We start from the raw sequence: 25,092 nt of genomic DNA, 5'->3' as shown, positions 1-25,092 counted from the left end.
GCCATTCGCTCTTGTGTCATCGGTCGCACTCGCCCATCACGATGTCATAGGTTCCGAAGATCGTGATGATGTCGGAAATCAAATACCCGCGCGCCATGTGATCGAAAGCGCCCATATGAATAAAGGAGGGCGAGCGGATCTTCAATCGGTACGGACGAGGGGTCCCGTCGCTGATGAGAAAGAAGCCCAATTCGCCCTTGGGGGCTTCGGTGCCGCAATAGGTTTCGGCCTTCGGCGGCTTGAAGCCTTGGGTAAAGATAATAAAATGATGGATCAAGCTTTCCATATCCCGCATGACCAGCTGTTTGGGCGGCGGGATATATTGAGGCTCGTTGGCGATGATCGGGCCGGACGGCAGCAGGTCCAGGCATTGCGAGATGATGCGCGCGCTCTGGCGCATTTCTTCCATCCGCACCCAATAGCGGTCGTAGGTGTCGCCGTTCTTGCCGATCGGCACTTCCCACTCGACTTTGTCATAGACCCCGTAGGGCTCCATCTTTCGAATGTCATAGGCCACGCCCGATCCTCGCAGGGTGGGGCCGGTGAGCCCGAAATTGATCGCGTCCTCGCCGGAAATCACGGCCACATTTTTGGTCCGGCCCAGCCAAATGCGATTGGAGGCGATCAGCGAATCGTATTCGCTCACTTTCTGAGGAAACGTTTCCAGGAAGGTCTTGAGCCGCAGCACGAGATCGGGTGTGAAGTCGCTATCGACGCCGCCGATCCGGTAATAGTTCAGCGTGAGGCGCGCGCCGCAGAGCTTCTCGAACATGTCGAGCAGAATCTCGCGCTCGCGGAAGGTCCAGAAGAAGACGGTCATGGCGCCGATATCGAGGGCCTGGGTGCCCAGCCAGAACAGGTGCCCGATGATGCGCTGCATCTCAGCCACGATGGTGCGGATATATTCCGCCCGTTCCGGCACGGTGATGCCGAGCAGTTTCTCGACCCCCCGGACGTAGGCATAGTTGTTGGCCATCGCGCAGACATAGTCGAGCCGGTCGGTGTGCGGGATGACCTGCATGTAGGCCAGGCCCTCGGCCAGTTTTTCCACGCCCCGGTGGAGGTAGCCGAGGTCGGGCGTCGCTTTCACGATCCGCTCGCCGTCGAGCTCCAGCACGACGCGCAAGACGCCGTGGGTGCTGGGATGCTGCGGCCCCATGTTCAGCAGCAGTTCTTCCCGCCGGCGCGATCCGGAGGGAGCAGCGGTTGAACGGAAGGGCTTCTTTTCGGCTTCCGTGAACTCACTGCCGGTCATTTCTTCCGGAGCTTCGTCCAGGCGTGGGATGAAATCGAACTGGCTGCGCCAGCCCCGCCCTTCCGCCGGGAAATCTTTCCGGAGCGGGTAGCCCTCGGCATAGTCTTCCGGCATGAGAATCCGGCGCAGGTCCGGGTGGCCGGTAAACGTAATCCCCATCATGTCGTAGACTTCACGTTCGAGGAACTCCGCCCCCCGCCAGACGCCGGTGACCGAGGCAATCGACGGATTCTCCTCCGGCAGGCGGGCCTTCAGCCGGATGCGCAGGCCATGCGGCAGCGAGAGCAGCTGGTAGATCACCTCGAAGCGGTCCTGGTCCGACGGGTAGTCGGCTGAACAGATGTCGGTAATGTGATTGAACGCCATGTCGGGGGCGTCGTGCAGATAGCGGGCGATCTCCACAATGCGGGACGCCTGGACACGGGCCGACAGCTCCGCCCGGCCCTCGTCGAGATGGACGGACAGGATGGCGTCCGGAAACTGTTTCTGCAGGCGTTCCGCCAGGTCTTGCAGCATTACTTCACAAAGACTTTTTCGCGTTGAATTTTTTCTTGGAGTTTCAAGAGCCCGTCGAGCAGCGCTTCCGGCCTCGGCGGGCAGCCCGGCACATACACATCCACCGGCACAATCTGATCGACGCCCTGCACGACGGCGTAGCTGTTGTAATGGTTGCCGGAGGTCGCGCAGGACCCCATCGAAATGACGTACCGGGGCTCCGGCATCTGGTCGTAGATGCGGCGGATCACCGGAGCCATCTTGCGTGAGACCGTGCCGGCCACGATCATCAAATCCGATTGACGCGGAGAGGCGCGAAACACGCCGGCCCCGAACCGGTCCAGATCGTAGCGGGACGACACGCTGGCGATCATTTCAATCGCGCAGCAGGCCAGCCCGAAGGTCATCGGCCAGAGCGCCGATTTCCGGGACCAGTTCACGACCGCGTCAAGATTCGTCGTGATGATATTGGCTTCAAATTGTCGTTCTAAAAAGCTCATAAGTCCAATTCCAGGCTAGGGGCAAGGGGCCAGTGGCGAGGGGTGCATTTCCTATTGCCGCTCGCCTCGTGCCTCTCGCCTAGTCCCATTCAAGAGCGCCCTTCTTCCAGGCGTACCAAAATCCCACGACCAGGATGCCGATAAACATGACCATTTCGGCCAGCCCGACGAGGCCCAATTTATTGAACGCGACGGCCCAGGGAAACATGAACACAATCTCGATATCGAAAATCACGAACAGCATCGCGATGATGTAGTACCGCATCGGGAACTGCACGCGCGCATCCTGGAAGAGCGGGCTTCCGCTCTCATAGGGGGCCAGCTTGGCTCGGTAGGGGCGGCTGGGCCTGACGAGCCGTCCGGCCAGCAGCGACACGGCGCCAAAGGCAATCGCGATGCCGATAAACACCAGAATCGGAACGTAATTCGCTGGGATCGCGGCGTTACCCATCTTGCTTATGCTCGCAGGCTAGGGGTGAGGGGCGCGTGGCTAGAGGCAAGATCATGGTCCATCGCCTCGTGCCTCTCGCCGCGTGCCTGGCTCATCGCCAGGGCTGATCCGAAGAACGGCTTGAACGCCAAGCCGTCCAAGGTTGGCGCGGCCATGCCCTTGTGCTGAATCAAGACTTTGAAGGTCCGGCCCATCCCTTCCGGTCTCAGGAGATGGATGGCGGCGCGAAACTCAGGCCCTTCCGGGTCCATGTGCGCGATCATCTCTTCCACGCCCAGCCCCATCAGAAAACTCATTTGATTCGTAAAGCCCGTCACATGCAGCCCGTGATCTTCCCCGACCGTGGCCAGGGTGGAGAAATCCACATGCGCGGTCATGTCCTGCTGGCCGACCCGGACATAGGGCTCCTCGTTCGTCATCTGCGAGTAGTAACAGAGCAGCGTGCCCTTCGCCCGGTCCGGCCCGTAGAGATCCTGCGCGGTATGGCCATAGTCGATGGTGATGGCGAGGCCGCGATCGATCGCACGGGCGACCTGCGCCATCCAGCGGACGGCGTCCAGGTTGATTTCGGTTTGATAGCCGTCAGGGAGCGACAGATTGAGCCGTGCCAGATAGTGCTGAAGGTCCGGCGAGGACGGCGGCTGAAGGCGCTCGATAAACCGGGCGCCGTCATAGTCTACGTAGAGTTCCCGGATCTGCCCCTGTTCGATCTGAATCCGGTGGACGGGGAAGGCGTCGGGCAATTCGTTGCTAAAGAATAATCCTGTGACGCTATTGGGTTGGACATCGTCGAGACTCTCCACCCACGTGATGCGGCCTGGTTCGACCAAACCATGGAGCAGGTTTGCCTGTTGCAGTGCCCGCATGGCGGGGCTGCGCTCGATCAGCACATAGCGCAGGCGCTGGCTGAATGAATCCTGCTCGCGCGATCGGCAGGCGGAGAGAAAATGCTTGGCCAGCAATCCTTTGCCCGGGCCCATCTCGACAACCGTAAAGGGATCAGGATGGCCGAGGAGTGCGTCAAGCTGCCGGGCCTGTTTCGCCAAGGCCTGGCCGAGAATGGGATGGACGTCTGAGCTGGTGTAGAAGTCGCCCGACCAGCCGATCCGTTCCGTGCCGGATTCAGGCGGACGGGTATAGTAGCCGAATTGCGGGTGATAGAGGGCCAGCTCCATAAACCGCGCAAAGGGGATGGGCCCAAAGGCGGCGATTTCGGAGGCGATGGCCTCAATAAGTTGTGGGTGCCCGATCGACACAGACAAATCCCTTCGTCCGCGGGTAAGGCTTCAGCGGGAACACCAATACCGAGATAGGTGCGGGGCATCTATCCGAATCGGCGTGCCAAAAGTGGGGTAGAGTAGCCTTGCGGCCAGCGCTAAGTCAAGGCGAAATCAGGGGAACAGGGCGGTGATGTTGCACCCGTTTTGCTCCCGCCCAGCCATTCGACCGTTCTGGATCTCCCGTACTGCTTGACGCCGAAACTCGTTCCGTCCGCTGCCTCGCGGGACGGAACTTCAGACATCGGCGTCACTCGCCTTTGGCGAGCCGCAGTGGGTCGCCAGAACGGTACCCGAATGGATAGGCACTAAGGTGTGTGACTGATTCAAGGGCAGTTTTCCTTCCCCTCCCCCCTTCGCTGGGCGATGGGGGGCAGATCTTCGGTGCTCGGTATGCGTGGTCGCGAAATGAGTGGGCTTGTAGGACAGGCGCGCCGGCATTGCGACGCTTCGGCGCGGTATTACAGGCGCGCGTGGAGAAAGTAGAGAGGGTCAGTGGCAGCGGAGAGCCGTCGCATCATGCCGAACGCCGAAGATCTGGTCCTCATCGCCCAGTCTTCCCCGTCTATGCTCCGTGGCATTTCTTGTACTTCTTGCCTGAGCCGCAGGGGCAGGGATCGTTGCGGCCGACTTTGTCGTCCGCGCGTTGTGCGGTTTGCGGCGCAATCGGTTCATCCCCCCGGTTCAAGGTGAGTTTGGGCTGCGGCCTGGCGATGACCGGCGGCGGTGGCGGGGGGGGCGGTGCCGCTTGTTGCTGGTCAGGGGGAGCCTCTTGCCTGACCGCTTGGACCCGGAATAGCCGTTCGACTGCGTCTGATTTGACCTGCTGCATCATGCCGGCGAAGAGATCGTAGCCCTCGCGTTTGTACTCGATCAGCGGATCTTTCTGGCCATAGCCGCGCAAACCGATGCCGTCGCGCAGGTGGTCCATGCCCAGCAGATGGTCCTTCCAATGATGGTCGATGACCTGCAGCATGAAGGTCTTTTCAAGGAAGCGCATGAGTTCTGAGGAGAGTTCCTGTTCTTTCCGCTCATAGGCCTCGTGGGCAAGCTTCTTCAGGTCTTCCACCAGGGCATCGCGGCCGAGATCGCGGAGCGACTCGCCGTGGTCGTGCTTGCCGTGGGTGATGTCGAGACCAAACTGGCCGTGCATCATCTCGGTGAGTCCCTTGAGGTCCCACTCTTCCGGATATTGTTCCGGCGGGCAGTAGATGCTTGTGGCGGAGTCGATGATCTCGGCGATCATGTCGAAAATATCGCTCTTTAAGTTTTCCCCGGCCAGGACGGCGTGGCGGTGCTGGTAGATCACTTCCCGCTGCTTGTTCATCACGTCGTCGTATTCGAGGAGCTGTTTCCGGATCTCGAAGTTGTGCCCTTCGACTTTCTTCTGCGCGTTCGCGATGGCGCGGGTGACCATGCCGTGTTCGATCGGCACGCCTTCTTCCATGCCCAGCTTGAGCATGAGCTGGGACACGCGCTCGGAGGCAAAAATCCGCATCAGGTCGTCTTCGAGCGAGAGGTAAAAACGCGAGGACCCGGGGTCGCCCTGGCGGCCGGCGCGGCCGCGGAGCTGGTTATCGATGCGCCGGCTTTCGTGCCGCTCGGTGCCGAGGATATGCAGCCCTCCTGCGGCCATGACGTCCTGTTTGTCTTTGTCGCAGTCGGCCTTGATCTGTTCGTAGATTTCCAGCTTTTTCTCTTCGGGCAGGTTTTCTTCCCGATAGAGGATTTGCTTGAAGAGGAAGTCGGCATTGCCGCCGAGGAGAATGTCTGTGCCGCGGCCGGCCATATTCGTGGCGATGGTGACGGCGCCTTTCCGCCCGGCCTGCGCGACGATTTCGGCTTCTTTCTCATGGAATTTGGCGTTCAGGACGTTGTGCTTCACGCCGTTCCGGCTTAAGAGGCCGGAGAGCCGTTCGGACTTCTCAATGGAAATGGTGCCGACAAGCACCGGCTGGCCCTGCTGGTGGCATTCCTTGATTTCTTCGACGATCGCGGCGAACTTCTCTTTTTCCGTGCGGTAGACGACATCCGCGTAGTCCAGGCGGACCATCTTCCGGTTGGTCGGGACCACGTTGACGTCGAGGTTGTAGATTTTCGCAAACTCGCCCGCTTCGGTATCGGCGGTGCCGGTCATGCCCGCGAGCTTTTTGTACATGCGGAAATAATTCTGGAAGGTGACGGAGGCCAGCGTCTGGTTTTCGTTGGCGATCTTCACGCCTTCCTTGGCTTCCACGGCCTGGTGCAGCCCGTCGCTCCAGCGGCGGCCCGGCATGAGGCGCCCGGTGAACTCATCGACGATGATGACCTCGCCGTCTTTCACCACATAGTCCACGTCGCGCTTATAGAGGGTATAGGCCTGCAGGGCCTTCACGACATGGTGGACCAGATCCATGTGGGCCGGATCATAGAGGTTGTCCACGCCGAGCAGTTTCTCGACGCGCACGTTGCCGTCCTCTGTCAGCGAGGCGGTTTTGGTCTTCTCTTCGATGGTGAAATCCCGCTCGGCTTGCAGCTGCGGGATGATCGAATTGATGCGGTAGTAGAGATCGGTGGTTTGATCGGTCGGTCCGGAGATGATCAAGGGCGTGCGCGCTTCGTCGATCAGAATGCTGTCCACCTCGTCGACGATGGCGAAGTTCAGCTCGCGCTGCACGCACTGGCTCAGGTCGCTGACGATCAAATTGTCGCGCAGATAATCGAACCCGTACTCGTTGTTGGTGCCGTAGGTGATATCGGCGCGGTAGGCTTCCTGCCTGGTGCAGGGCCGCAACGACTGCAGGCGTTTATCGGAGGCATTGTACGTGGGGTCATAGAGGAACGAGGCGTCGTGCTGGATGATGCCCACCGACAGGCCGAGCGCGTGGTACAGCTGGGCCATCCATTGCGCATCGCGCTTGGCCAGATAGTCGTTGACCGTCACGAGATGAACGCCCTTGCCTTCGAGCGCATTCAGATAGATCGGCAGGGTGGCCACCAGCGTTTTCCCTTCGCCGGTCTTCATTTCAGAGATGCGGCCCTTGTGCAGGATCATGCCGCCGATGAGCTGGACGTCGAAATGCCGCATGTTCAGGCGTCGGCGCGACATGTCTCGGCAGACCGCGAAGGCTTCGGGAAGAATGTCGTCAAGGGTTTGGCCGTCGGCCAGGCGTGTCTTGAATTCCTGGGTCTTGTCCGCCAGCGCCTGGTCGGAGAGGGGCGTCAGGCTGGACTCCAGGTCGTTGATACGGGCCACGGTGGGCATCAACGCCTTGATTTCGCGATCGTTCTTACTGCCGAAGACAAGATTCAGGAGTTGAGTCAGCATAGACGACGTATGGCTATCGTAAGGGTGATCAATGCGGGAGAGGTCGATCTACCACGCAAATCTACCGGCGCAGTATACAGCAAAACTTCCCCGAATCCTATCAGGAAGAACAGAACAGGTTGCGTTCGGGTCCGCCTTGACTCCGCAGGGGGCCACCGGCTAGCATGCGCCCCTATAGGATAGTCTGGTCTTGTCGATAGCGATGGGCATGATGATGCGTCGTTTCCAGGTCATCGTCGCGGTTTTGTTGGTCCTCTGTGTTGTGGGGATCAGCGGTATTGCGTCGGCCCAATCCGTCCTCCACGAAAGCCACCATCATAGCCACCACCAGGCGGCCACTCACGGATCAGCCTTTTGCTCCTGGATGTGCGCAGCCGGACAGGCGGGTGAAGCCGCGACCGTTCTTGCGTTTCAGTACGTGGCTTCTCGCGAATCCGTCGACCTCTTTTCGCCCGATCACGTGACGCCTCTTCCCTCGAGCGTTCACACGACCCGCGGGCCTCCAGCCTTCTATTTCGCCTAATCAAGCCTGACCCTGCCGCTGAGCCAGAGACCGGAATTTTTTCCGGTTGTGAGAAGGCAGGGCGTCGCCGGGAATCCATCTTTTATTTTCTCGCGTACGCGCCAGTTGATTCTTTGCAATGGAGTCACTGCGCAGAGCGGAAAGGTTTCGTGCTTCATGAACAGCCGTCGTGCATCTTCCGTAGCGGGGTTTTTCTTGATTCTCATGGGCCTGGGCATATTCGTATCCAACGCCTCGGCTTCGTGCGGAGCGGTCAATTGTTTTGTCGTCGTGGGTTCCCAGCAGCAGGTTCCGCAGGAAGGGCTCCTGACGGTCAACGGGATGTATAACTACACGCCCATGCGACTGTTGAGCGGAACGACGGGCGTGATTCCCGCCGTCGACCAAGCCGGCAGACAGATGATTCTCGCTCACCACAAGGAAACGCGCACGATTACTCAGCAGGCCACGCTGGATCTGAACTACGGGGTGACCGAGCGGCTGGGCGTGCAGTTGACCGTTCCCTACATGTGGCGCACGCATAAACATATTGATGGCCTTGGGGAGGCTCCAACCGGCGAGGGGGCTCCGTCTCAGTTTTCGGCCAATGGGATCGGAGATATCCGTGTAGGCGTCAAGTACAACGTGTTGCCGACGCTTCGCAGCATGGTGGTGCTGGGTCTTGGCGTCTATCTTCCGACCGGCAATACCCACGCGCATGACAGTGAAGAGAATATTATGGAGTCTCCGACCCAGCTGGGGCGCGGGCAGGTCGGGTTGAATCCGACCATCTATCAGACCTACGAGCTGATCCCGCATCGGCTCAATCAGTTTGCGTCGGCCAGCTATCGGCATACGTTTCGGAACAATGACGGCTATCAGTTCGGCGACGAGTATATGATCAATGCCGGGCTGAATCTCATCGCAGCCCCGTGGCTGATCCTCACCGGCCAGGTGAATTACCGCTATCTCGTACACGACAATTTCAAATCCTCGCTCTCTCGGTCGTTGACGCCAGCCGATGCGGGTTTTCCTGATGAACCTCAGCAGATTGACCCGACGATCAGGAACCGTGCAGTGCCGACTACTGGTTCGACCTATCATGCGTTTTCGCCAGGGTTTCAAGTCAACCTTGGCCAGTTGATTGAATCCAGCTGGACCAATATGACATCGGCCTATTTCTTCGCGCAGATTCCCTTTGCCCGTGATTCCAACGACAGTTTGGCACAAGGAACCAGTTACATTTTTGGGCTCACCCGCTCGTTTCAACTGGTGAACCCGTCCTAGTTCGACGGTACTGTGTGAGGAGGCTCAGATGAGATCACGGAAGACTCGTATCCAGTTCGCGGCGGCGCTGTTGGTGACGGCGGTCTTAGCGTACCCGATCCTTGATAGCTGGAGCATGGGCTCGCGCGTGCCGGCGGTGGGGACGCCGGCCGATGAGTTTCGTCTGATCGATCTTGAGGGGCAGATGCACAGTCTCAGCCAGTATCGAGGGAAGGTCGTACTGGTGAATTTCTGGGCCACCTGGTGCAAGCCCTGCACGACGGAAATGCCGGCCATGCAAGCCAGCTTCGACAAGCTGCGGGACAAGGGATTTATCGTCCTGGCGATCAACGAACTCGAAGATGAAGCCAAAGTGCGCGAGCACGTCAAACATTACGGGCATACGTTTCCTGTGCTGCTGGATCGCGACAATAAAGTGGCCAACCAGTTCGGCGTCTTCGGATTGCCGGTGAGTGTGTTCATCGATCAGCAGGGCCGTGTACAGGAATACATCAAAGGCGGTTTGCTGACCGAGCAGATGATTAACGAGATGGTCGTGAAGATCCAGAAACAGGAACCGGTTAAGGCGGCATCGTTCCGATAAGCCTATGTTCGTGCGATTGAAACAATCCTGGCTGGTCTGGTTGCTGCTGCTGGGACTCGTTCTGGTGAACGGACTCCTGGCCGCACCGGCGGTGGCCCATGCCGGCCACCATGCGAAGCATGACGCCGGGACTCATTCGACCGGACTCTGTGCCTGGCAATGCGCTGCCGGGCAGACGGCGGAGGATGCGGCCCCGCTGAGCATGCTCGTGGTGGCCGTCACCGCGCCGGCGTTTCTGCCGGAAATCCACATATCCTGCAAACCGTTCGTCGTGCGCACCGCGTCTCGCGGTCCCCCGTCTGTTCCTCCCTCTCTGTAATCTGAAATGTTGTTCCCGCGCATGCGCAGGGCGGGCTGGGTCTTCCCAGTTGTCGGCCGCACGGCAGGCTTGGCCTGATTCAGCCTGCCGTCGCTCCGCGGGTTTATTTTGAATCTGTTCTCTCAACGAGGAGTGCGCTCATCATGTCGAACGTCGTTCACCGATTCAGTCTTTTGCTCGGTCTGTTTGCCGTGTTTGTTCTGGGCCCCTTGTTTGGGCCGGTCCGTTCGGATGCGGCCTGCGGGTCGGTCAGTTGTTTTGTGACCATCGGGTCGCAGCAACAAGTGCCGCAGGAAGGGCTCCTGACGACGAATTTCATCTACAGCTATACGCCCATGACGTTACCGAGCGGAACCACGGGCCATATCGCCGAGGCAGACCAGGCAGCCCGCCGGATCGTTCCGAATCACCATCGGGAACTTTCGACCATTACCAATAGTTATACCTTCGACGCGAATTACGGCATCACGGACCGGTTGGGCATTCAGCTTACGGTTCCCTATTTGATTCGCAACCATGACCACTATCATTGGCATCAGGGGGCCGATAAGGAGCGCGCACAATTCAGCGACAAGGGGATCGGCGATGTTCGAATCACAGGAAAGTACAATGTGTTGCCGTCGCTTCGGAGCATGCTGGTCGTCGGCGTCGGCGTCGAGCTGCCTACCGGCGATAACAACCAGATTGACCGACAGGGGAATTTGCTCGAACCCTCGGGACAGCTCGGACGAGGCCAAGCCGGGCTTGTCGGCTCCATTTATCAGGGGTATGAACTGATTCCTCACCGGCTGAATCAATTCGCCTATGCGAGTTTCCGGCACACCTTTCGGAATAATGACGGCTATCAGTATGGCGACGAATACATTCTCAATGCAGGGCTCAATCTTGTGCCCGTCGAGTCGACGCCATGGCTCGCGTTGACGACGCAACTGAATTATCGTTATCAGGTGCATGACAGTATGGTTGCCAGCCAAGGGACGGGACCGATTATCGACCGTGGCGTGCCCAACACAGGATCGTCCTGGTTTGGGATTGCTCCCGGCGTGCTCGTGAGCTTTGCCGACACCTGGCAAACCTATTTCATGGCGCAGGTGCCGCTGGTGCGCGATGCGAATAACAATCTTTCCCAGGGGACGACCTATACCTTTGGGCTGACCAAGTATTTCCAGCTGGGAGGAAAGGCCTGAGCGGCATCATGTTCGCGGAGGCTCAGTTTCCCTGAGCCTCCGTATTCCCCTCCCGCCGGTTCATTGATTTCGCCGCATCCCGCCGTTATAGTTTGTGCTCGCGCTGTCACTGGGAGGGAGGATGGATCGGTTGGCGTTCTGCCGATGGATGCAAGTCATCGCCCTGGTTGGGCTTCTCCTGGATGTGTCTCCCCCTGTTTCCCTCCGTCTCGCCGCCGCTGCTCCATCTGAATCGATTCAGCCCTTTCTCGATCAAGGCGCCGCGCTGCTTCGTCAGGGCGATCTGAAGCCGGCTGAGGATGCGGCGAGGAAAGCGATTCAGCGGAATCCATCGTCCGCGGAGGCCTATCGCCTCTTAGGCGCGGTCTTGCTGAAGGCGCGCAAGCCGGCAGAGGCGGCCGAGGCCTTTCTGCACGCGGTTAAGGTGAAGCCGGCTTCTGCCGAAGCGCTGCATGATTTGGGAGAGGTATATCTCCTGCTCGGGAAAGAGGCCGATGCCGAACAGGCCTTTCTGCGTGCGATGGCGGCTGATCCCAAACAGGCCGAGTCGTATCTGAGCCTGGCCAAGCTGTATGAACAGCGGCGGGATACACCGGCCGCAGTCAAAACGTACCAGTCGCTCTTAGCCATGCAGCCAGCCCAGGCCGAGGCCCTGTTTCATCTGGCGGTGTTGTCTGACGGCGCCGGTGATGGCAAGGCGGCGAAGGAGGCGTTGGCCAAGCTGACGAAGGCCCATCCGAAACATGCCGATGGCTGGTACTTGATCGGGCGCATGGCCGAAAAACAAAACGACTTAGTCGAGGCGGCCTATGCGTATAAGCAAGCCGTGGCGGCAAAGCCCGATTTAGTCGACGCCCATTACAACCTGGGGTTTATTTATCGCAGCCAGGGGAAAACGAGCGAGGCGGAGCGGGCCTTTCTCGAAGTGTTGCGCTATCGGCCGGAATATGCGGAAGCCCATATGAGCTTGGGCGTGGTGTATACGAGCCTGAACAAGCTCGACGATGCGGAGCATGAGTATGAAGCGGCGGTGGCCCTCAAGCCGGAGTACGCGGAGGCCCACTACAATCTCGGCGTGTTTTATGAGCTGCACCGGAAGGATCTGCCGCGCGCGCTGGCGCAGTATCGCAAGTACCGTGAGCTCGGCGGGCGGGATGATCGAGTCGAGCGGATTGTCGGATCGACGTTCCGGTAGGGCTCACCACCGGTATGGCCAGGGTCTCCAGTAGGGAGACCAGTACGGCCCCCAATAGGGCCCTGGCCCCATGTAGGGCCTGATGCGAACCGGCGCTTCTTCTCCCCTTGCCCAGACTTTCATGTCTTTGATTTCCATCATGGGGTAGGTATATTCGGTGTCGTCTAAGGGCAGCGTGATCGATCCCGTGAGTTCTCCTGTGACGGTGACGAAGGTGCCGGCAGGAATCGTGGCGGGGTCGAGAAACTCCCGTTGAATGGCGATAAAGCGGCCTTGGGATTTGTTCAGTTGCATCGTGGGCTGGAGGGAACTGTTCACAGGCAGTTGCAGAATCTCGACGCGCGTTCCATCCTTGAGCCGCCTGGCCGAGAGGACTTCTCCCCCGAATGTCACCGACTGTCCCTTGAAGGAGTCCGGAGCGGCTTTCACTTGCGCGAAGGATAGCTGCGGCGGTTGCCCGTCGAGGCTTTCGCTGGTGGCGCAGCCGGTTGAGATGATGAGGCAAAGGCTGAGCAGCAGAATCCGGTGTGGCGTCATAAGAAAAGTATAACAGAGGGCAAGATGGCCCTGCATTCTATATAATGACTCGACAGCAGATCAGATATTCTCGAAAGGAGCAGGACATGGTGCGAGGAGAGAGACAGGGGTGGCGTTGGGCATGGTGCGCGATCAGCGCGGCGGTGGCCCTCATGGTGTCGGTCAGCGGATGGGCCGGGACGCCTGAGCTGAAGGGCAAGTTCGAAATCTTGAAGGATGAAAAGTCCGTCCATCAACCGGGCAAAGTGAAGCTGATCGAGTTTGCCGATTTCTACTGCCCCCATTGCCATCGCTTCGATGGCGACGGAGTGGCGATTCTCAAGAAAGAGTTCGGGGACAAGCTTGAGGTGACGATGGTGGGATTCCCGGTCTTTCAGGGGAAATTGCCGACGCCCTTCGACATGTATGAGCAGGCTCGCACGATGGGCAAAGGGGACGAGATGAAGAAGGTCCTCTTCCGGACGATTCACACGGACAAGGTGACGGGTGTGCTGGACCGGTCGCTTCGGGAAGTGTTGATCAAGGAAGTCGGGCTCGACCCCAAGGCGTTTGAAGAGGGCATGGCCAGCGGCAAGCCGGCTAGAGCGTTGGAGGAGAGCAAGAAATGGGGTGAGCGGATCAAGGTGCAGCAGACGCCGACGGTGCTGCTTGACGGCAACATCAAGGTGGAGCAGATCGATCCGGAAAATCTCAAGCTGGTCATTCAGAGCATTCTGGATGGCGACAAAAAGAAGTGATGAGTGAACGGTGATGGGGAGAGCGTGACCGGCGGGGTTCCTCGTCACCTGTCACACATCACCCATTACGCGGCACAGGGTATTTATGGCGATCGATCCAATCTGCGGGATGACGGTCGAGCCGGCCTTTGCGGCCGGCCGGTTCGACTACAAGGGCCAGACGTACTACTTCTGCGCCACATCCTGCTTGGAGCGATTCCGCGCTGATCCCGAGAAGGCCCTTGCGAAGAAGTCTCCCGATCCTCCGCTCTTTCCCTCGACCCGCAAACCACTGCCCATGATGATGCCGGCGGCGCCCGCCGCCGGCAGTGCGCGCGATCCGGTCTGCGGCATGATGGTGTCCCCGGCGACGGCGGCGGGCTCGCATCAGCATGCGGGAAAGACCTACTACTTCTGCGCGACCAACTGTCTGACTAAATTTACAAGCGATCCCGAGCATTACCTGTTGCCGCCTGAGCAGCGGCCTGCCCGTCTGGTTCCCGTTCCCGCCGGAGGGACGGTCGAATACATCTGCCCGATGGATCCCGAGATCCTTGAAACCAAGCCGGGCGCCTGTCGGATTTGCGGGATGGCCTTGGAGCCGAAGGTCGTGACCATGGAGGAGGGGCCGAATCCGGAACTCGAGGACATGAGCCGGCGTTTTTGGCTCTGCCTGGGCCCGGCCGTGCTGGTGATGATTCTGGCCATGTCCGACATGATTCCGGGACAGCCGTTGCAGGCACAGATGGGGAGTGCGCTGTTGAATTGGGCGCAGTGGCTCTTGGCCACGCCGGTGGTCCTCTGGGGCGGGTTTCCGTTCTTTCAACGCGGCTGGGCCTCGCTCATCAATCGCGCGCCCAACATGTTCACGCTGATTGCCATCGGGACGGGGGCCGCCTACGGCTACAGCACCATTGGCACGATTGCGCCCGGCTGGCTGCCGGCGTCTTTTCACCATCACGGCGGCGGGGTGGCCGTCTACTTTGAAGCCGCGGCGATGATCACGGTATTGGTGTTGCTTGGCCAGGTCTTGGAGCTTCGGGCACGGAGCCAGACCTCTTCCGCGATCAAGGGACTTTTGCGGCTGGCTCCATCGACGGCGCGGGTGGTGCGGGGCGACACAGAAGTGGATGTGCCCCTCGACCAGGTGCTGGTGGGAGACCGGCTCCGGGTGCGGCCGGGCGAGCGTATTCCTGTCGATGGGGTCGTGCGGGAGGGTTCGACGGCCGTCGATGAATCGATGGTAACGGGAGAGTCCTTGCCGGTGGAAAAGATGGCCGGCGCATCGGTCACCGGAGGCACGCTGAACGGCATGGGCACCATCGTGATGCAGGCGCAGCGGGTGGGGCGCGAGACCTTGCTTGCGCGCATCGTGCAAATGGTCAGCGAGGCGCAACGCAGCCGGGCGCCGATCCAGCGTGTGGCCGATGTGGCGGCAGGATATTTCGTGCCGTTCGTCGTGACAGCGGCGATTCTGACGGCTGCCGTGTGGGCGTGGTGGGGCCCTGAACCGAAACTGGCCTATGCCCTGGTCAATGCCGTGGCGGTGTTGATCATTGCCTGTCCCTGCGCGCTGGGCCTGGCGACGCCGATGTCTATTATGGTCGGGACCGGCCGCGGCGCGACGGCGGGCGTGCTGGTGCGGAAGGCCGAGGCGCTGGAAGTGCTGGGCCGGGTCGATACGGTGGTCTTCGACAAGACCGGGACGTTGACCGAAGGCAAGCCGGCGTTGGTGTCCTTCCGGGTGCTGCCGCCCTTCAACGAGCAGACCGTGCTTCGGCTGGCCGCGAGTCTGGAGCAAGGCAGCGAACATCCGCTGGCCGAGGCGATTGTGTCCGGCGCGCGGGCGCGAGGCGTGACGCTGGCGCCGGTGCAGGAATTTCGTGCGGCGACGGGCAAGGGCGTGACCGGGCGGATTGACGGGCAGGCGGTGGCGATTGGAACGCTGTCGTTTATGCATGACATCGTGAAAGGGGCGGATCGCGCCGTAGAAACGCTGGATCACGATGCGCAGGCCTTGCGGGAGCGCGGGCAGACGGTCATGTTTGTGGCAGTGGATGGGACCGCGGCGGGCTTGGTCGGCGTGGCCGATCCCATCAAGGCATCGACTCCTGATGCGATTTGCCGCTTGAAGGCAGAGGGCCTCAGGCTGGTCATGGTGACAGGCGACCATCAACGGACGGCTGAAGCGGTGGCCGGACAGCTGGGGATCGATGAGGTGCGGGCCGGGGTGTTGCCGGAGCACAAGGGGCAGATCGTCCAGGCGCTGAAAACGAGCGGCCGGGTGGTGGCGATGGCGGGCGACGGGGTCAACGATGCGCCGGCTCTGGCGCTGGCCGATGTCGGGATTGCGATGGGCACCGGGGCCGATGTCGCCGTCGAGAGCGCGGGAATGACCTTGCTGAAAGGGGATCTGCAGGCCCTGGTGCGCGCGCGGCGGTTGAGCGTGGCCACCATGCGGAATATCCGGCAAAACCTGTTTTTTGCGTTTGCCTATAATCTGCTGGGGGTGCCGATTGCCGCTGGAGTGCTCTATCCCTTGACAGGATTGTTGCTGAGCCCGATGATCGCCAGCGCGGCCATGACCTTCAGTTCGGTCTCCGTCATTTCCAACGCGCTCCGGCTGCGGCATATCGAATTATAAGTGCGCGGGTATGGCCCGCATGGTACGCTCACGCGTGCATTTCTTCAGAATCTGAATTCCCGTTACCGTAGGGCGCAGACATGATACGACAATCGTTCTTTTGGGGTCTCGGTCTCGTCCTCTCGCTGGGGCTGTCTGCCGGAGAGGGGGAGGCGGCGTCCCATCTCTATCCGGTCTCAAACGGGGCCGATCTCCAGAGCCAGGTCAAAGCGACGGCGATCAAGGTGATTCCGGCCGTCGTGAGCATTGCCTCGACCGTGATGGTCCGCGATCAGGCCTTCAGCGACGAGACCTTGCCCTTCGGGCTGTTCAAAGAGCCGCCGGCGCGCCGCCAGTACGGGCAAGGTTCCGGTGTGATCGTGTCGTCTGACGGCTACATCATCACGAACAATCACGTGGTGGCTGATGCGGTGGATGTGGAAGTGATTTTGGCCGATCGGCGGCAGTACAAGGGTAAGGTTGTGGCGACCGATCCGAAGACCGATGTCGCGGTGGTCAAAATCAACGCGACCAATTTGCCGGTGGCGACCTGGGGAGATTCCAGCACGCTTGCCGTCGGCGAATTTGTCCTCGCGATCGGGAATCCGCTCGGCCTGAGCCGGACGGTCACGTTCGGCATTGTCAGTGCCGTCGGACGGGCCGATGTCGGCGTGGCGGATTTCGAGGATTTCATCCAGACCGATGCCCCCATCAATCCCGGCAATTCCGGCGGAGCCCTGGTCAATGTCAACGGCGAACTGGTCGGCATCAACACGGCCATCGCCAGTCCGACCGGCGGGAGTGTCGGTGTCGGGTTTGCCATTCCGAGCAACATGGCGCGGGCGGCGATGCAGAGTTTGATCAAGACCGGACGGGTGGTGCGGGGATTCCTTGGCGCCTCGACTCAGGATGTCAGCCCGTTGCTGGCGAAGATTTTCCGGCTCCCTGATGTGAAGGGGGCGATTGTCACCGATTTGCAGGCGAAGGGGTCCGCGGAACGGGCCGGCCTCAAGCGGAGCGATGTGGTGGTGCGCTTCGACGGTCGCGATGTGATGGACAGCGGGCATCTGCGCAATCTGGTTGCGCAGTCGGCGATCGGCACGAAACACCGCCTGGACATTATCCGCGACGGAAAATCCTATCAGGCGGAGCTGGTGGTTCAGGAAGCTCCCAGGGAACGGCCTAAAAAAGCACAGGGTGCCTCGTCCACGGCGTCGACGGCGCACCCGCTGTCGGGCGTGGTCTTTGACGATGTGACGCCACCGCTTGCCCGGCAGATGGACTTATCCGTGAACACCGGGGTGGTGGTGACCGATATCGAAGAAGGCAGCCTGGCCGAGTCTTCAGGGCTTCAGCCCGGCGATGTGGTGCTCGAACTCAACCGGCAGCCCGTCCACAACTTTGCCACTTTTCAGCGGCTTGCCGATCCGCTCAAGCCGACCGACCTTGCCCTCCTGCTCGTCAATCGCCAGGGCAACGCCATGTATATTCCCATCCAGGGCGATTAGGTTCTCCAGCCATTCACGAACAGGCCGGGTGCGGGCTGCGTCCTCCCTTGACGGGTTTGTTCTTGCAGTGCTACGTTTTTAATATTCATGGCACTGGAGGAATATGAAAAAACTGGTTCGCTTCGGCGTGTCCCTCGATCATCATCTGTTGGACGCATTCGATCAACATATCGAGCGGCGGAAGTACGCCAGCCGTTCAGAGGCCCTGCGCGATTTGATCCGCGATAATTTGGTCGAGCAGGAATGGGGCGAGAACAAAGAGACGGTCGGGACCATTACCTTCGTCTACGACCATCATGTTCGAGATCTGACGAGCAAGCTGACCGATATTCAGCACGACTATCACGGGAAGATTCTGTCGGGGATGCATGTGCATCTCGATCACGATCATTGCCTGGAGGTGCTGGTGGTCAGGGGGAAAGGCGCTGAGATTCGCAAGGTTGCCGACGCCTTGATCAGTGTGAAGGGCGTGAAGCACGGCAAGCTCACGATGACGACGACCGGCAAAGGGCTGAGCTGAGCACGGCGTGATACCTCGTACGCTTGTCCTGCTCTGTTGTGTATCGGCGCTGACTCCCTGGGAGGCCCTTGCCCATGATCCGGACGCTCCGGAGATCGAGGTGCCCGAAGTCTCGGTGGTGGGCGAACGGCCCGTGGCGGCCTCCTCTCAGCAATTCATTCCCGACAAGGAATATCTCCTCCAGCCGCAGGGCCGGCCGGCTCAAGTGTTGCGATTGATTCCCGGCTTTCTGTCCGTGGAACACTCCGGCGGAGCCGGGAAAGCCGATCAATACTTTCTGCGCGGTTTCGATGCCGACCATGGCACCGACGTCGCCTTCTTTGCCGACGGCATGCCGATCAATCTGCGGTCACATGGCCATGGGCAGGGCTATACCGATCTCAACTTCATTATTCCGGAAACTCTCGAAGGCCTGGAGGTCAACAAGGGGGCCTATCTGCCGGAGTATGGCGACTTTGCGACGGCCGGGGCCGTCAACTTTCGCACGCGCGATGTGGTGAAGGAAGGCGTCGTGCAGTCAGCCGGCGGGCAGTTCGGCACGCAGCGGCATCTGCTGATGTTCTCGCCGACGAAGGAGAAGATCCGCACGCTCATTGCGGCCGAGGGCTACTACACCAACGGCCCCTTTCAGAACGACAACCGCTATGTCAGGAGCAATCTCTTCGGGAAAATGACGACGTCTCTCTCCGGCCGCGATGAGCTCAGTCTCACAGGGACCTTTCAGCAGTCGCAATGGAATGCGTCCGGCGAGATCCCGCTGCGGGCCGTGAATGAGGGCTCGCTCGATCGCTTCGGCGCGATCGACCCGTCTGAGGGCGGCAAGACCCTGCGCAGTACGGCACGCCTGAACTATCATTACGACACCACCTCGGGGGGGCAGTTCTTTGCCAATGCCTACGCCCAGTACTATCGACTCGATCTCTATACGAACTTCACCTTCTTCCAAACCGATCCGGTGAATGGGGACGGCATGATCCAGTCAGACCGGCGTGTCATGTACGGTGGCGATCTCGGCTACAAACAGAGAGGCGAGGTGTTCGGGCTGCCCAGTATTGGGACCATTGGCCTTCAGAGCCGGGTGGACGACATCCATGCCCGATTGGGCACTCAGACGAAGCGGGCCGTGACGGGCACCACCACGGACAGCGATATTCTGGAAGCATCCTATGCGCCGTTCGTCAAAGCCGAGGTTCAGCCGGCGGATTGGCTGCGGCTGGCCGGGGGGCTGCGCGGTGAAACCTTTACGTTCGATGTCCGGAACCGCTGTGCCACCTGTGCGGAGCAACCGGCTGGCCGGAAGAGTTCCGGCGTGGTCCTGCCCAAAATGAATGTCATCGTGGGACCCTGGGCCGGCACGGAGTTCTTTGCGAACTACGGGGAGGGGTATCACAGCAACGATGCGCGGTCGGCGGTGGCGCCAGGCTCCTCGCCGCTTGCGCGAGCCAGGAGCTATGAAGCCGGCGTCCGGTCGAAACCCTTCGGCGCCGATGGCGTGGAACTGATCGCGACGCTCTGGCGGCTCGACTTGAAGTCGGAGCTGGTGTTCGTCGGCGACGAAGGCACCACGGAGATTCGCGGAGCCACCAGACGAGAAGGGGTGGAACTCGCCGCCCGCGGACAGGTGTGGGGGCCGCTGTCCTTCAACGGCAGTGTCACCTGGACCAAGGCGGAATTCCGCAATGGGAATGCCATTCCCTTGGCTCCTGAAATGACGGCGTACGGAGCCCTCCTCTTGAAATGGCCGGAGGGCGTGACCTCCCAACTGCAAGCCACCTATCTCGGGGTGCGGCCGTTGACCGAAGATCGCCGCATCACGTCTCCGGCATGGATCGAGGTAGACCTGTCGGAGCGCTATCAGTTGCCGATGACGCTGCCTCATGGCCGGATGGAGGCGTTTCTGTTTATCCAGAATCTGTTCAATACCAAGTGGGAACAGGCGACCTTCGCATTCGCCTCCCGGCTGCGTAGCGAAGCGGCGGCCGTCACCGACATCCATTTTGTGCCGGGGAATCCGCGGATGGTCTTGGGCGGCCTGTCCTGGTACTTTTAAGTGCCTGCTGAAAACGTCTTCTAACTGCGTTCTCGGCTCGAAAGCATCCTCAACGTACCCCCAGAGGGTACGCCTCCGGTGCTTTCGTCGCCTGCGGCCTTGTTAGAAGAACGTTTTGAGCAGGCACATGGAGGCTGTAATGGAGATCCCTCGAACAGTTCTCTCGAAAGCCTACTTCTCCAGGCCTACGGTGCAGGTTGCCCGATCCTTGATTGGCAAGTATCTGGTGCGTGTCATCGACGGCCACGAGATTGCCGGACGGATTATCGAAGTCGAAGCCTATGTGGGTGGCGAGGATCAGGCCTGTCATGCCTCGAAAGGGAAAACGGCTAGAACGGAGGTGATGTTCGGTCCGAGCGGGATCGCCTACGTGTATCTCATCTATGGCATGTATCACTGTTTGAATGTGGTGACGGAGCGGGAGGAGCGTCCTGCGGCGGTGTTGATTCGCGCGATTGAAGTCGGCGGACAGCTGATTGATGGCCCAGGCCGGCTTTGCCGGGCGCTGCAGATCGATCGCAGCTTGAACCGGCATGACCTGACGATTCAAGAGTTACTCTGGTTTGAGGAGCGAGGGGAGCGCATCCCCCGGCGGTTGGTCAATGCCTTCCCGCGCATCGGCGTGGATTATGCCGGTGAGTGGGCGAAGAAGCCCTGGCGGTTTCGGCTCGATTTGCCTCGTCCGATCAGCACGCGTGGCAGGAGAGGGACGCCGCCCTGATCGAGTGGATTGACGCATGCGGGTAAAATGAAAAAGGGGGATGCCGTGCGAGACGGCATCCCCCTTTTCAACTTCAACTTGGACGAGGGACCGACTACTCGATCTTACGATCGGCACCGATCTTCGTGGCCGAGGTGACCGGCGGTGCAATCTGAATCTGGGGACCTTGCACCTTCGGGAGCCGGCCTGCGCCTGCGCCCTCGACGATACGGGCATTGTCCGTCTTGGTCAGGTTCTGCTGGCTGTGCTTGATCGAATCCGCCGACTTGAGCAGCGTGGCTTCGCCGCGGGCATCCGACTGGCCTGGATCATTGGCCGTGGGCTGGCCCGTGACAGGGCTCCCGCTGTTCTTCATCGGATAGCCTTCATGCTTGGGGAGCAGCGCCGGATTGGCCGAGGCCATCGACAACACGAAAAGCACACCGGACAACGTCGCAATAGTGCCGAGTACGAGCTTCATACCCTACTCCTTTGAATAATGGTGGCTGGAGAAATACGTTTTAAAACAATCGAATTCAAAGCCGAATCAAGTGGCCGAGATCATAGCGACGGGGGGGTACCCCTGTCAAGCATGAAAGCGGCCGGTTGGGTCTCCGATCTCCATGCTCGATGCCGAGGCCCGCTCATGGGCGAATCGGCAGAAACCGCTAACTGGCCGGCCGGCGAGTCGGCCGGCGGCCACGCCCGCGATGGCGGAAGGCCGGTCCACGGCTGACACCGGGAAGGCGAATCGTGACGGTCGTGCCTTCGCCGGGGGCGCTGCCGATGGCAATCGACCCGCCATGCTCTTCAATGATCTTTTTCACGGTTGCCAAGCCCAATCCGGTTCCGGACCGCTTCGTCGTAAAGAAGGGTTCGAATACCTTGTCGACAATGTCGGCAGGGATCGGCGCACCGTCGTTTTTGATCAGCGTCTGAACTTCAATGCCCCGGCCGGCGCGATGCTGAGTGACTTGAATGTGCAAATGGCCGCCCGGCGTCATGGCTTCCCCCGCATTCTTGAAGATGCTGAGGAACACCTGCTGGAGCTTGGCTTCATCGCCGCGCACCGGGGCAATCTGGGTCGCATAATCTTTGGTGACCTGAATGCGTGTGACCTCCAGATCGGTCCCTACGACGACCAGCGCGCTTTCCAGGACTTCAGGAATGCGGCAGAGGCGGCGGTTCAGTTCGAGCGGTTTGGCGAAGTCGAGGATCTCGTTCAGGATGGCTTCCACGCGCATCAGATCGCGCATGGCGTTCTCGACGCGGGTCTGCGGGTCGAAATCCAAGATGCCTTCGCCGGTCACTTCTTCCAATTGAGAGCGAATCGACGCGAGCGGCTCACGGATTTCCGTGGCCAGGAACGCGCTGAATTCCCCGATCGCGGCTTGACGTTCTTGTTTTCGGATGGCCGGTTCCAAGGTTGTCGGAGCGGCAACGGAGGCGGTCTCATCGCCACCCTCGGTTCCGGGCGCCTGCGCCGGTGCCGGGGCGGCAACGGGCGGGGCCTGAAGGAGATCGGCCAATTTAAGGATAATCGGCTCCAGGGTGCGGGCATCCGTCACTTGATAGCGCGAGGATTCTTTCGAGCCCAGCGTCAGTGTGCCGCCCACCTGTCCGCGCACAAAGAAGGGGACGACGAGTGACGACAGAAACCGGTCTTTGTAGAGATGTTTGTGGTCGAGGAACCGGCCCTGCGTCGAGGCCAGGTCGTGATCCACGCGCGGTTTGCGGTGCCGGACGGCCCAGCCGGAGGCCGAGCTGTCGAGCGTCAGGCGCAAGCCCGCCCGCAAATCTTTCTTGCCGTCTTTCTGCTCGCCCTTTTGATCGCCGGCCAAGCCGAGCACTTCCACACTGCCCGCCAGCGGATCATAGGAGGAGGCCCAGGCGCGATCGAAGGCCACATATTGGTTCGCTTCTCCCAGGACAGCGACGATCTTGTCTTGCAATTCCGGGGTCAGCTGCGAGGCCGGGGCGGCGAACATTTCTGCAACGGCCGGAGTCGCCGGCAATGGCTCGCGCGCCACATAGGGGCGGCTGAGCACGACGTTCATATCGAAGAGCCCCTCTTGCTCCAGGGCCTTCGTGATGCCATCGCCCGCCTGTTCCAGCAGGGATTTCTCTTTCTTGGCGAAGGCGGCGCCTTCTTTTCGTCCGATCACCACAAAGCCATACGTTCGCTGGCGATAGCGGAGCGGCATGCCCAAGAGCGATTTCGATCCGGGCGTGATCAGCCTAAGGCGAATCGTCCGCCCGTTCTCGGAGTCCTGGGCCGCCGGTTGCGGGATCGAGGCGTGGGCCGACAGGGTTCGGAGAATCGATTGCACATCGCGCGGCGTGAATCCGCGGGCGGCATGGGCGACGAGCGGCCCTTGTTCTTGATGGAAGATGGCGGCCAAGGCCGCCTCCATCCCCAACTCGTTCAGGGCGGTGTTCAGCGTCCGCTGCAAATGCGTTTCGGCTGTCGGTTTCGTGGATGTCGCTGGTGTAGTCATCATAGGTGTGTGGGGATCAAAGGGCGCATTCTAGCAACGATAGTTCAGTGATGCAATGAAAAGGGACGCTCCGGTCATTCCGGATTGATAATTTTTGGCTTGCGGTGCTCCGCAAAGTAGGGTTCGACGGGCGGCGGGTCGCCCTTCCACCGGCTCAGCAGGCTGCTGACGAGGCTGATGACCAGCGCGCCGCCGACGGCGGGCCAGAACCCGGATACGGTGAATCCCTTCACGAGATAGGATGTCAATTCAAGCAAGAGCGCATTCAAGACGACCAGAAACAATCCCAGCGAAAGCACGATCAAGGGCAGCGTCAGCACCAGCAAGATCGGCCGCAGAATCAGGTTCAGAATCGTCAAGACCAGCACGGCGGCCACGCCGGCTGCCAGAGTCTCCGCGTCGATGCCGGGGACGATGGTCACGGCGAGAAAGACGGCAATGCCCGTGATCAGCGTGCGCGCGAAAAAGGCCTGAAGCCCGCCATGGAAGGGCGACGCTTGCGCGAATCGAGAGATGTGGACGGTCGGCATTGGGACCTCTATGGCGCGGCTGGCGCCGGCGCCGGGGCGGCGGCGCCAGCCGCTTTCTTGGCCGAGGAGTAGTTCACTTCCGTCGCCGTCAGCGTCTTGGCGTCTTTCGTGGCTTCAATGACGACGCGGTCGCCGATGACCGGCTGCTCCCGTGACCCCGGGTTGCCTTTCTCTTTGAACCGGGTCTGTTTCGTCACCTTCACCGTCATCATGGCACCTTTCGGTGTTTTGACTTCGATATGGGTGCTATCGATGGCGGTGACGGTGCCAAACACATGCTGTCCCGACCCATGCGCCCAGGCAGCGGACGAGGTCAGGATGAGTGCGAGGCTGAGGAGAATCGTTCGAATCATCATGGTAGGGCCAGTTTTCCTTTCACGGACACTTAATGGTGATGCCCGGTTCCGGCGTTTGCGGCGGAATCGTCGCCTTGCAGGAACTTCTCAAGGGCTGCTTGTTCGTCCAGCTCGTGCTGGGTTTTCGGGTTCAACGATTTCATCCGTTCCAACTCCTGAGGCGTGAGCTGGGGAAGGTGGCGGATGAAATGCACCAATTTCCAGCTATCCATATCTTGCTCCGGATCGCCCTCGCCCCAGGCCGGCATGGCGGTGAAGCGGATGCCGTTATGGATGACCCAGAAGAGTTCGCCGTCCGACATATTCTGGGTGGCCCGTTCGCGCAGGTCCGGGGCCTTCGGGTACACGTTCTTGCCGATCGGCGTCTGTCCGCTGCCGTCATTCGCGTGGCAGGTGGCGCAATGGTCGGCAAAGTGCGCCAGCCCATCCTGCAGGATTTCCGGGGTCACCGCGACCGGGTTGGTTTTGTTGCGGTGCTCCAACGGAATCGCGAGGTAGCGGACCTGTCGGGCCATCAACACTTCAAGCGCATGCGGCTCGGCCTTGGCGCTGAACCCGGTCGTAAAGGACTGATAGCCGAACCAGCCCAGCAACGCCAGGGTTCCAACGATGCCGACGACGAGAATCGTGATGAGCTTCTTCCGCATCGGGTCTCCAGTTCATCCACTATACAAAGTCTCGCCGATCAATGCTACT

General features: G+C 60.4%; 22 protein-coding genes. 11 read left to right on the top strand and 11 right to left on the bottom strand.

Going from position 1 to position 25,092, the window contains the following annotated elements:
- Positions 1–16: 16 nt before the first annotated feature.
- From nuoD to secA, 5 genes are all read right to left on the bottom strand, one after another.
- Positions 17–1,771, bottom strand: coding sequence for an NADH dehydrogenase (quinone) subunit D (gene nuoD / locus RI101_13400; protein ID MEC4891044.1), 1,755 nt, complete (start codon positions 1,769–1,771; stop codon positions 17–19).
- Entirely contained in the window at positions 1,771–2,250 is a 480-nt protein-coding gene (locus tag RI101_13395) for an NADH-quinone oxidoreductase subunit B family protein (GenBank protein MEC4891043.1), read from the bottom strand. Before RI101_13395 ends, nuoD begins: the two co-directional genes overlap by 1 nt.
- 79 nt (positions 2,251–2,329) lie before the next feature.
- On the bottom strand, positions 2,330–2,701 hold the full coding sequence (gene ndhC, locus RI101_13390; protein ID MEC4891042.1) for an NADH-quinone oxidoreductase subunit A: 372 nt from the start codon (positions 2,699–2,701) through the stop codon (positions 2,330–2,332).
- A gap of 5 nt (positions 2,702–2,706) precedes the next feature.
- Positions 2,707–3,957 carry an SAM-dependent methyltransferase gene (locus RI101_13385; protein MEC4891041.1) on the bottom strand — a complete coding sequence of 417 codons (1,251 nt, stop codon included), beginning with the start codon at positions 3,955–3,957 and terminating at the stop codon, positions 2,707–2,709.
- A gap of 586 nt (positions 3,958–4,543) precedes the next feature.
- Positions 4,544–7,285, bottom strand: a complete 2,742-nt coding sequence (gene secA, locus RI101_13380) for a preprotein translocase subunit SecA (GenBank protein MEC4891040.1) — start codon at positions 7,283–7,285, stop codon at positions 4,544–4,546.
- Between the two features lie 679 nt (positions 7,286–7,964).
- Between secA and RI101_13375 the strand changes: the two genes are divergently transcribed.
- From RI101_13375 to RI101_13355, 5 genes are all read left to right on the top strand, one after another.
- Positions 7,965–9,074 (top strand): transporter, encoded by a 1,110-nt coding sequence (locus tag RI101_13375; protein MEC4891039.1) that lies wholly within the window; start codon positions 7,965–7,967, stop codon positions 9,072–9,074.
- Between the two features lie 28 nt (positions 9,075–9,102).
- Positions 9,103–9,657, top strand: a complete 555-nt coding sequence (locus RI101_13370) for a redoxin domain-containing protein (GenBank protein ID MEC4891038.1) — start codon at positions 9,103–9,105, stop codon at positions 9,655–9,657.
- 4 nt (positions 9,658–9,661) lie between these two features.
- Positions 9,662–9,976, top strand: coding sequence for a hypothetical protein (locus tag RI101_13365; GenBank protein MEC4891037.1), 315 nt, complete (start codon positions 9,662–9,664; stop codon positions 9,974–9,976).
- A 143-nt stretch (positions 9,977–10,119) separates the two neighbouring features.
- On the top strand, positions 10,120–11,163 hold the full coding sequence (locus RI101_13360) for a hypothetical protein (GenBank protein MEC4891036.1): 1,044 nt from the start codon (positions 10,120–10,122) through the stop codon (positions 11,161–11,163).
- A 121-nt stretch (positions 11,164–11,284) separates the two neighbouring features.
- On the top strand, positions 11,285–12,358 hold the full coding sequence (locus RI101_13355) for a tetratricopeptide repeat protein (GenBank protein MEC4891035.1): 1,074 nt from the start codon (positions 11,285–11,287) through the stop codon (positions 12,356–12,358).
- 3 nt (positions 12,359–12,361) lie between these two features.
- On the opposite strand, the gene RI101_13350 is transcribed toward RI101_13355, so the two are convergent.
- Positions 12,362–12,895: a Slp family lipoprotein gene (locus tag RI101_13350; GenBank protein ID MEC4891034.1), complete on the bottom strand. Its 534-nt coding sequence runs from the start codon at positions 12,893–12,895 to the stop codon at positions 12,362–12,364.
- Between the two features lie 86 nt (positions 12,896–12,981).
- Here RI101_13350 and RI101_13345 point away from each other — a divergent pair, with 86 nt between their 5' ends.
- From RI101_13345 to RI101_13320, 6 genes are all read left to right on the top strand, one after another.
- The gene (locus tag RI101_13345) at positions 12,982–13,632 is read left to right on the top strand and encodes a thioredoxin domain-containing protein (protein ID MEC4891033.1); all 651 of its coding nucleotides are present in this window, start codon (positions 12,982–12,984) and stop codon (positions 13,630–13,632) included.
- An 85-nt stretch (positions 13,633–13,717) separates the two neighbouring features.
- Positions 13,718–16,255 (top strand): heavy metal translocating P-type ATPase, encoded by a 2,538-nt coding sequence (locus RI101_13340; protein ID MEC4891032.1) that lies wholly within the window; start codon positions 13,718–13,720, stop codon positions 16,253–16,255.
- 80 nt (positions 16,256–16,335) lie between these two features.
- A complete protein-coding gene (locus RI101_13335; protein MEC4891031.1) occupies positions 16,336–17,742 on the top strand; it encodes a Do family serine endopeptidase in 1,407 nt (468 codons plus the stop codon).
- Positions 17,743–17,845: 103 nt separating this feature from the next.
- Entirely contained in the window at positions 17,846–18,262 is a 417-nt protein-coding gene (nikR, locus tag RI101_13330) for a nickel-responsive transcriptional regulator NikR (GenBank protein ID MEC4891030.1), read from the top strand.
- Positions 18,263–18,269: 7 nt separating this feature from the next.
- Positions 18,270–20,312, top strand: a complete 2,043-nt coding sequence (locus tag RI101_13325) for a TonB-dependent receptor plug domain-containing protein (GenBank protein ID MEC4891029.1) — start codon at positions 18,270–18,272, stop codon at positions 20,310–20,312.
- 139 nt (positions 20,313–20,451) lie between these two features.
- Positions 20,452–21,033 carry a DNA-3-methyladenine glycosylase gene (locus tag RI101_13320; GenBank protein ID MEC4891028.1) on the top strand — a complete coding sequence of 194 codons (582 nt, stop codon included), beginning with the start codon at positions 20,452–20,454 and terminating at the stop codon, positions 21,031–21,033.
- Positions 21,034–21,127: 94 nt separating this feature from the next.
- Here RI101_13320 and RI101_13315 read toward each other — a convergent pair whose 3' ends face one another.
- From RI101_13315 to RI101_13295, 5 genes are all read right to left on the bottom strand, one after another.
- The gene (locus tag RI101_13315; protein ID MEC4891027.1) at positions 21,128–21,493 is read right to left on the bottom strand and encodes a hypothetical protein; all 366 of its coding nucleotides are present in this window, start codon (positions 21,491–21,493) and stop codon (positions 21,128–21,130) included.
- A gap of 187 nt (positions 21,494–21,680) precedes the next feature.
- On the bottom strand, positions 21,681–23,513 hold the full coding sequence (locus RI101_13310) for an ATP-binding protein (GenBank protein ID MEC4891026.1): 1,833 nt from the start codon (positions 23,511–23,513) through the stop codon (positions 21,681–21,683).
- A gap of 71 nt (positions 23,514–23,584) precedes the next feature.
- Positions 23,585–24,040: a phage holin family protein gene (locus tag RI101_13305; GenBank protein ID MEC4891025.1), complete on the bottom strand. Its 456-nt coding sequence runs from the start codon at positions 24,038–24,040 to the stop codon at positions 23,585–23,587.
- 8 nt (positions 24,041–24,048) lie between these two features.
- Positions 24,049–24,396 (bottom strand): DUF5666 domain-containing protein, encoded by a 348-nt coding sequence (locus RI101_13300; GenBank protein MEC4891024.1) that lies wholly within the window; start codon positions 24,394–24,396, stop codon positions 24,049–24,051.
- Positions 24,397–24,425: 29 nt separating this feature from the next.
- Positions 24,426–25,043, bottom strand: coding sequence for a c-type cytochrome (locus tag RI101_13295; GenBank protein ID MEC4891023.1), 618 nt, complete (start codon positions 25,041–25,043; stop codon positions 24,426–24,428).
- Positions 25,044–25,092: the final 49 nt, after the last annotated feature.

It is taken from the genome of Nitrospira sp., assembly GCA_035968315.1.
Classification (GTDB): Bacteria; Nitrospirota; Nitrospiria; order Nitrospirales; family Nitrospiraceae; genus Nitrospira_D.
Note: the sequence above shows the minus strand (reverse complement) of the source record. Positions and strands in the feature narration are given on the sequence as shown.

Coding starts and splice junctions, on each gene's coding strand:
- nuoD (MEC4891044.1), bottom strand. CDS start 1,771: ATGCTGCAAGACCTGGCGGAACGCCTGCAGAAACAGTTTCCGGACGCC.
- RI101_13395 (MEC4891043.1), bottom strand. CDS start 2,250: ATGAGCTTTTTAGAACGACAATTTGAAGCCAATATCATCACGACGAAT.
- ndhC (MEC4891042.1), bottom strand. CDS start 2,701: ATGGGTAACGCCGCGATCCCAGCGAATTACGTTCCGATTCTGGTGTTT.
- secA (MEC4891040.1), bottom strand. CDS start 7,285: ATGCTGACTCAACTCCTGAATCTTGTCTTCGGCAGTAAGAACGATCGC.
- RI101_13375 (MEC4891039.1), top strand. CDS start 7,965: ATGAACAGCCGTCGTGCATCTTCCGTAGCGGGGTTTTTCTTGATTCTC.
- RI101_13370 (MEC4891038.1), top strand. CDS start 9,103: ATGAGATCACGGAAGACTCGTATCCAGTTCGCGGCGGCGCTGTTGGTG.
- RI101_13365 (MEC4891037.1), top strand. CDS start 9,662: ATGTTCGTGCGATTGAAACAATCCTGGCTGGTCTGGTTGCTGCTGCTG.
- RI101_13360 (MEC4891036.1), top strand. CDS start 10,120: ATGTCGAACGTCGTTCACCGATTCAGTCTTTTGCTCGGTCTGTTTGCC.
- RI101_13355 (MEC4891035.1), top strand. CDS start 11,285: ATGGATCGGTTGGCGTTCTGCCGATGGATGCAAGTCATCGCCCTGGTT.
- RI101_13350 (MEC4891034.1), bottom strand. CDS start 12,895: ATGACGCCACACCGGATTCTGCTGCTCAGCCTTTGCCTCATCATCTCA.
- RI101_13345 (MEC4891033.1), top strand. CDS start 12,982: ATGGTGCGAGGAGAGAGACAGGGGTGGCGTTGGGCATGGTGCGCGATC.
- RI101_13340 (MEC4891032.1), top strand. CDS start 13,718: ATGGCGATCGATCCAATCTGCGGGATGACGGTCGAGCCGGCCTTTGCG.
- RI101_13335 (MEC4891031.1), top strand. CDS start 16,336: ATGATACGACAATCGTTCTTTTGGGGTCTCGGTCTCGTCCTCTCGCTG.
- nikR (MEC4891030.1), top strand. CDS start 17,846: ATGAAAAAACTGGTTCGCTTCGGCGTGTCCCTCGATCATCATCTGTTG.
- RI101_13320 (MEC4891028.1), top strand. CDS start 20,452: ATGGAGATCCCTCGAACAGTTCTCTCGAAAGCCTACTTCTCCAGGCCT.
- RI101_13315 (MEC4891027.1), bottom strand. CDS start 21,493: ATGAAGCTCGTACTCGGCACTATTGCGACGTTGTCCGGTGTGCTTTTC.
- RI101_13310 (MEC4891026.1), bottom strand. CDS start 23,513: ATGATGACTACACCAGCGACATCCACGAAACCGACAGCCGAAACGCAT.
- RI101_13305 (MEC4891025.1), bottom strand. CDS start 24,040: ATGCCGACCGTCCACATCTCTCGATTCGCGCAAGCGTCGCCCTTCCAT.
- RI101_13300 (MEC4891024.1), bottom strand. CDS start 24,396: ATGATGATTCGAACGATTCTCCTCAGCCTCGCACTCATCCTGACCTCG.
- RI101_13295 (MEC4891023.1), bottom strand. CDS start 25,043: ATGCGGAAGAAGCTCATCACGATTCTCGTCGTCGGCATCGTTGGAACC.